The 5,005-nt window shown below is 38.3% G+C and carries 5 protein-coding genes; 3 read left to right on the plus strand and 2 right to left on the minus strand.

Annotation, left to right across the window (positions count from 1 at the left end):
- Positions 1-340: 340 nt before the first annotated feature.
- Entirely contained in the window at positions 341-1,090 is a 750-nt protein-coding gene (locus tag PN497_RS23915) for a fasciclin domain-containing protein (protein ID WP_096566171.1), read from the minus strand.
- A gap of 687 nt (positions 1,091-1,777) precedes the next feature.
- On the opposite strand from PN497_RS23915, the gene PN497_RS23920 reads away from it, so the two are divergent.
- The 3 genes from PN497_RS23920 to PN497_RS23930 are packed head-to-tail and all read left to right on the plus strand — an operon-like array spanning position 1,778 to position 4,501.
- Complete coding sequence (locus tag PN497_RS23920) at positions 1,778-2,572, plus strand: glutathione S-transferase (RefSeq protein ID WP_096566169.1); 795 nt, start codon at positions 1,778-1,780, stop codon at positions 2,570-2,572.
- A gap of 47 nt (positions 2,573-2,619) precedes the next feature.
- On the plus strand, positions 2,620-2,769 hold the full coding sequence (locus PN497_RS23925) for an alpha/beta hydrolase (RefSeq protein WP_272110963.1): 150 nt from the start codon (positions 2,620-2,622) through the stop codon (positions 2,767-2,769).
- A 1-nt stretch (position 2,770) separates the two neighbouring features.
- Positions 2,771-4,501, plus strand: a complete 1,731-nt coding sequence (locus PN497_RS23930; RefSeq protein WP_096566164.1) for a helicase HerA domain-containing protein — start codon at positions 2,771-2,773, stop codon at positions 4,499-4,501.
- Positions 4,502-4,505: 4 nt separating this feature from the next.
- Here PN497_RS23930 and PN497_RS23935 read toward each other — a convergent pair whose 3' ends face one another.
- Positions 4,506-4,793: a hypothetical protein gene (locus PN497_RS23935; RefSeq protein ID WP_272110965.1), complete on the minus strand. Its 288-nt coding sequence runs from the start codon at positions 4,791-4,793 to the stop codon at positions 4,506-4,508.
- Positions 4,794-5,005 lie beyond the last annotated feature (212 nt).

Below are 5,005 nucleotides of genomic sequence, written 5' to 3' on the forward strand. Positions count from 1 at the left end.
AGATTTTAGATTTTAGATTTTAGATTTTAGATTTTAGATTTTAGATTGGAGTTGAGAAAAACAATCCAAAATCCTTGCAGCCAAAATTCAAAATAAATAACTCTTGACTTCTGACTCCTTTAAGGGCGTTCGCGAAGCGTGCTGGAAGCATCAGCATTCGGGCGATAAATTATCAATTTTATCAACAGGTGATTTTCCTGTAAGGGCGAAGCATTCGGGCGATAAATTATCAATTTTATCAACAGGTGATTTTCCGAATGCCTGTCTGCCGACAGGCAGGCTTCGCCCCTACTTCGCCCCTACGACTCCTGACTTCTGCTGTATTTGCAAGGGGTTGATTTTACAGACTTGGTGGCAAAATCAAATTATCAATTTGATGAATTACACCGTTACTTGCTGGAATATCTGCTTTTGTTACTTGAGCATCATTCACAGATACTCCCTTAGAAGGATTGACTAGAACCTTAATGGGGTCTCCTTGTAAGCTGGTGACTTCTCCAGATTTTAAATCACTAGAAAGAACTCTACCTGGTATGACATGATAAGTTAAGATTTTCACCAAAATCTCTTTGTTCTCTGGCTTTAACAAATCCTGCACCGCGTCCTGTGGTAGTTTGGCAAAGGCTTCATCTGTGGGCGCTAAAATTGTAAATGGTCCAGGACCTTGCAAAGTTTCTTTAAGTCCAGCCGCTTCTAAAGCTTTGATGAGGGTTTTAAAATTACCTGCTGATTCAGCAACTTCTACAACGTTTTTGGTTTCTGTGGTCTGGGTTGGTTTGGTGCTGGGAGTAGCTGGTGTTGAAGTTCCAGGTCTGTTTCTGGTTGGTGGTGTGACTCTTGGAGTTTCGCTAGGTGCAGTACCACGGTTGTAGGGAGGTTCGTTGAAAATACTTGGTCTAGGATTCAGCACTCCATCGCCGCTAGACTGGGCTATCTGTGTTGTAATTGTTGTAATTGTTGTAATTTTGATGTTGGCATCATGATTTGGCACTACTTCTGCTCTAGATGGTAAAGTAATCAGGAGATTAACTCCTGTTACTCCCAGTATTCCAGCGATATTGGTCAATAATTTGCTGTAATTAGCCTTCATAAGTTTTTTTTGTCTTTATTTTTGACAAGTTACATAAAAACTTATAACATTTCATTAAACCAAGGGAATAGGGAATTGGTTGTACGGATTATTGTTCAATAATTAAATAGGATTCCTATATCAGCTAATGCCTACTATTAGCATTTTGGGGATGACGGTTTGTTGTACGTTGTTGATCTGTCTGAATTATCGTCGCATCTACCAGTTATTTATGGGCAACTATACTTTTTAAACACATCTAATTTTACTCAGACATAAAATTAGATAATTATAATAATAAATTGTCCTCTTGAAATATTTACAGTTATCAGTGAAGAAAGACGGACATTTTTGTTTTCACTCAATAGGTAAGATTAATTTTGTTTGCATAATTATAATTATCAAAAAATGTAAATATTAATTGTTTTGGAGTGGTTCAAAATATTATAATAAATCACCATACTTAAATTTTATGATTTTTATGGTTTCATGATTTTTCATGAAAAATGATTAGTGTTAACCGCCTCTGTAGTCAAAGCTGTTTCATGGAGAGTTAAAATACCCATTAGCAGATAATTATAAATTCTCAATTTTCAAGTAATCCCAAAAATTACATCAATCACACACTGAATAGTTACTAGAAAAATTACTTAAACTCAAGATAGAATTGTAAAATAGATAAATAAGTTAGTTAGCACGGAAGAGAATATGCTGGAATTATATCAGTGGGAACTATCTCAATATTCAGAAAAAGTGCGTCTATGCCTTGATTATAAAGGCTTAGAGTATCGCAAAATTGAAGTCACTCCCGGAATTGGACAAGTAGAATTGTTTCGTTTGACTGGTCAGAAACAAGTACCAGTATTAAAGGATGGACATAGATATATTGTAGATTCAACGGAAATTGCTAAGTATTTAGACTCGGAATACCCAGATCGTCCACTGATACCAAAGGATAAGAAAAAACGCGCTCAGGCGTTATTATTAGAAGATTGGGCAGATGAGACAATGGGAATTAAGGGTAGAAAAGCTTTGTTTGCTGCGATCAGTCAAGATCAAAATTTCCGCAAATCTTTATTACCAGTCTCCACACCAGATATTTTGAAATCTGTGGTTGAAGGTGTACCAGGTGATTTTCTCAATGTCTTGGGTTTTGGGGTGGGTTTTACTCCTGATATCATAAATTCTGCGATCGCTAGTTTAAAACAAGATTTAGAAATCCTCACAGAACTATTAGCAGATAGTCCTTATCTGTTGGGAGATGAACCCACTATAGCTGATTTAGCAGTTGCAGGATTATCAATATTATTGAAGTTTCCACAAGGTCCTTATTTGGATTTACCAGAATCTCTCAGAGGTAAAGGATTACCAATTTTAGCCGATAATCCTGATTATGAACCATTTTTCACCTGGCGCGATCGCCTCTATGAACAATTCAGAAAACCCTTAACAGGTAAACCCCCCGCTACCGGAAGCGCACCTACTTCGATAGAAATTGATTAATTTAGGTGACTGGTGATAGGTGATAGGTGATAGGTGACTGGTGACTGGTGACTGGGAAGATGAATAACCGAATTACCAATTACCAATTACCAATCCCCAATTACCAATTCCCCAATTCCCAATTACCAATTACCAATTACCAATTACCAATTACCAATTACCAATTACCAATTACCAATTCCCAATTACCTATCTAAAATGAATTCAGGACAACCATTAGGTTCAGTTATTGAAGGTTCTCTCACTGGAGGTTTAGAAGTAAGATTACACCCGGATATCTCTGTAGAAGATATGCGGGTAGGTAAATTTCTTGTAGTTCAAGGGGTGCGATCGCGTTTTTTCTGTATGCTAACAGATGTATCTTTAGGAACAGCAAATGCGCGAATTATCGCTAACCCCCCTGGTTGGGAAGATACTTTTTTACGGGAGATTTTAGCGGGAAGCGGTACTTATGGGATGATCAACCTCGCACCCATGTTGATGTTTACCCCGGAAACCAATGAATCTTTTTTCTCTGTTAACGGTAAATCTTTCAATACCTTTGTACCATCTGCTACAGGTTTAGCTTCTTTCCAACCTCAAACCAGCACTACAATGGAATTGCTACCTGTAAAAACTATACCTAGTCATTTTAGCCAAGTTTACGAAGCTAATGAAGAGGATTTTCGGCGGGTGTTTGGTTGGGAAGATGACCCCCACAGAAACAACTTCTCTATCGGTAAACCCTTAGATATGGATGTACCGATTTGTATTGATTTAAACCGTTTTGTGGAACGAAGTAATGGCGTTTTTGGTAAATCTGGGACTGGTAAATCGTTTCTGACACGCTTACTTTTAGCCGGTGTGATTCGTAAAAATGCCGCTGTTAACTTAATTTTTGATATGCACTCAGAATATGGCTGGGAAGCAGTGGCAGAAGGTAAAGAAGTTAACACGGTTAAAGGTTTAAAACAGTTATTTCCTGGTAAAGTCGAAGTTTATACTCTTGATCCAGAATCAACCAAGCGTAGAGGTGTCAGGGATGCACAAGAACTATATTTAAGTTATGAACAAATAGAAGTCGAAGATATTAAATTATGTGCTAGAGAGTTAGGTATTACCGAAGCAGCTTTAGACAATGCCAATATCTTATGTAATGAGTTAGGTAAATCTTGGATTCCTCAATTGTTCAACATGACCAGTGAGGATATTAAAATGTTTTGTGAAGACAAGCCAGGACATCCAGGCTCAATCACTTCTTTGCAGCGTAAATTATTGCGTTTAGATAGTTTAAAATATATGCGGGCAGTTTGTCCCCAGAACTATATTAAAAAAATAGTACAATCTTTGGAAGCTGGCAAAAATGTAGTGATAGAATTTGGTTCACAGTCAAATATGCTCTCTTATATGTTAGTGACGAATATGATCACCAGACGTATACATGAGCATTATGTCAAAAGAGCAGATAAATTTCTGCAAAGCAAAAATCCCTTGGATCGGCCAACACCATTAATGATTACAATAGAAGAAGCCCATCGTTTTCTTGATCCCGCAGTGGTTCAAAGTACCATCTTTGGGACTATAGCTAGGGAACTGAGGAAATATTTTGTAACACTTTTGGTAGTTGATCAGCGTCCGTCTGGGATAGATAATGAAGTTATGTCCCAAATTGGTACTCGCATCACTGCTTTACTTAACGACGAGAAAGATATTGATGCTATTTTTACAGGTGTATCGGGTGGGGTAGCTTTGCGTTCAGTCTTATCTAAGTTAGATTCTAAACAACAAGCTTTAATTTTAGGTCATGCCGTACCCATGCCAGTAGTAGTGCGTACACGTCCCTATGATACGGTGTTTTATGGGGAAATTGGTGATCAAGTTTGGGAAGAAAAGTCAGATGCAGAAGTTTTTGCGGCCGCAGAACTCGCTAAAGCTGACTTAGGTTTTTAGTAATTCAAGGGTGATTGGTGATTGGTGATTGGTGATTGGTGACTGGTGATTGGTGATTGGTGATTGGTGACTGGTGATTGGTGATTGGTGATTGGGGAAAATAAGATATTACTTCTTGCCTTCTGCCTTCTGTCTTCTGCCTCCTGAACTCCTGAACTCTTATAAATTCGTGACATCCCTCCATTGGGGTAGCTTGATAAGTTCGGTTATCCGGCCACTTGTAAGCAACAGAAGAGGGGTTTTTAACGTCACTATAGATATGTAGCCGTAGACAGCGTGGTTGGGAAATCAATTAATCATGAAACTCTTACTAAAAAAGGGTTGTACTCCTGACTCCTGTAGGGGCGAAGTAGGGGCGAAGTAGGGGCGAAGCATTCGGAAAATAGCCTGTTCAGAAAATTGATAATTTATCGCCCGAATGCTTCGCCCTTAGAGGAAAATAGCCTGTTCAGAAAATTGATAATTTATCGCCCGAATGCTTCGCCCTTAGAGGAAAATAGCCTG

Origin of the sequence: Sphaerospermopsis kisseleviana CS-549 (genome assembly GCF_028329225.1) — a bacterium.
In the GTDB taxonomy this organism is placed as follows: Bacteria; Cyanobacteriota; Cyanobacteriia; order Cyanobacteriales; family Nostocaceae; genus Sphaerospermopsis; species Sphaerospermopsis kisseleviana.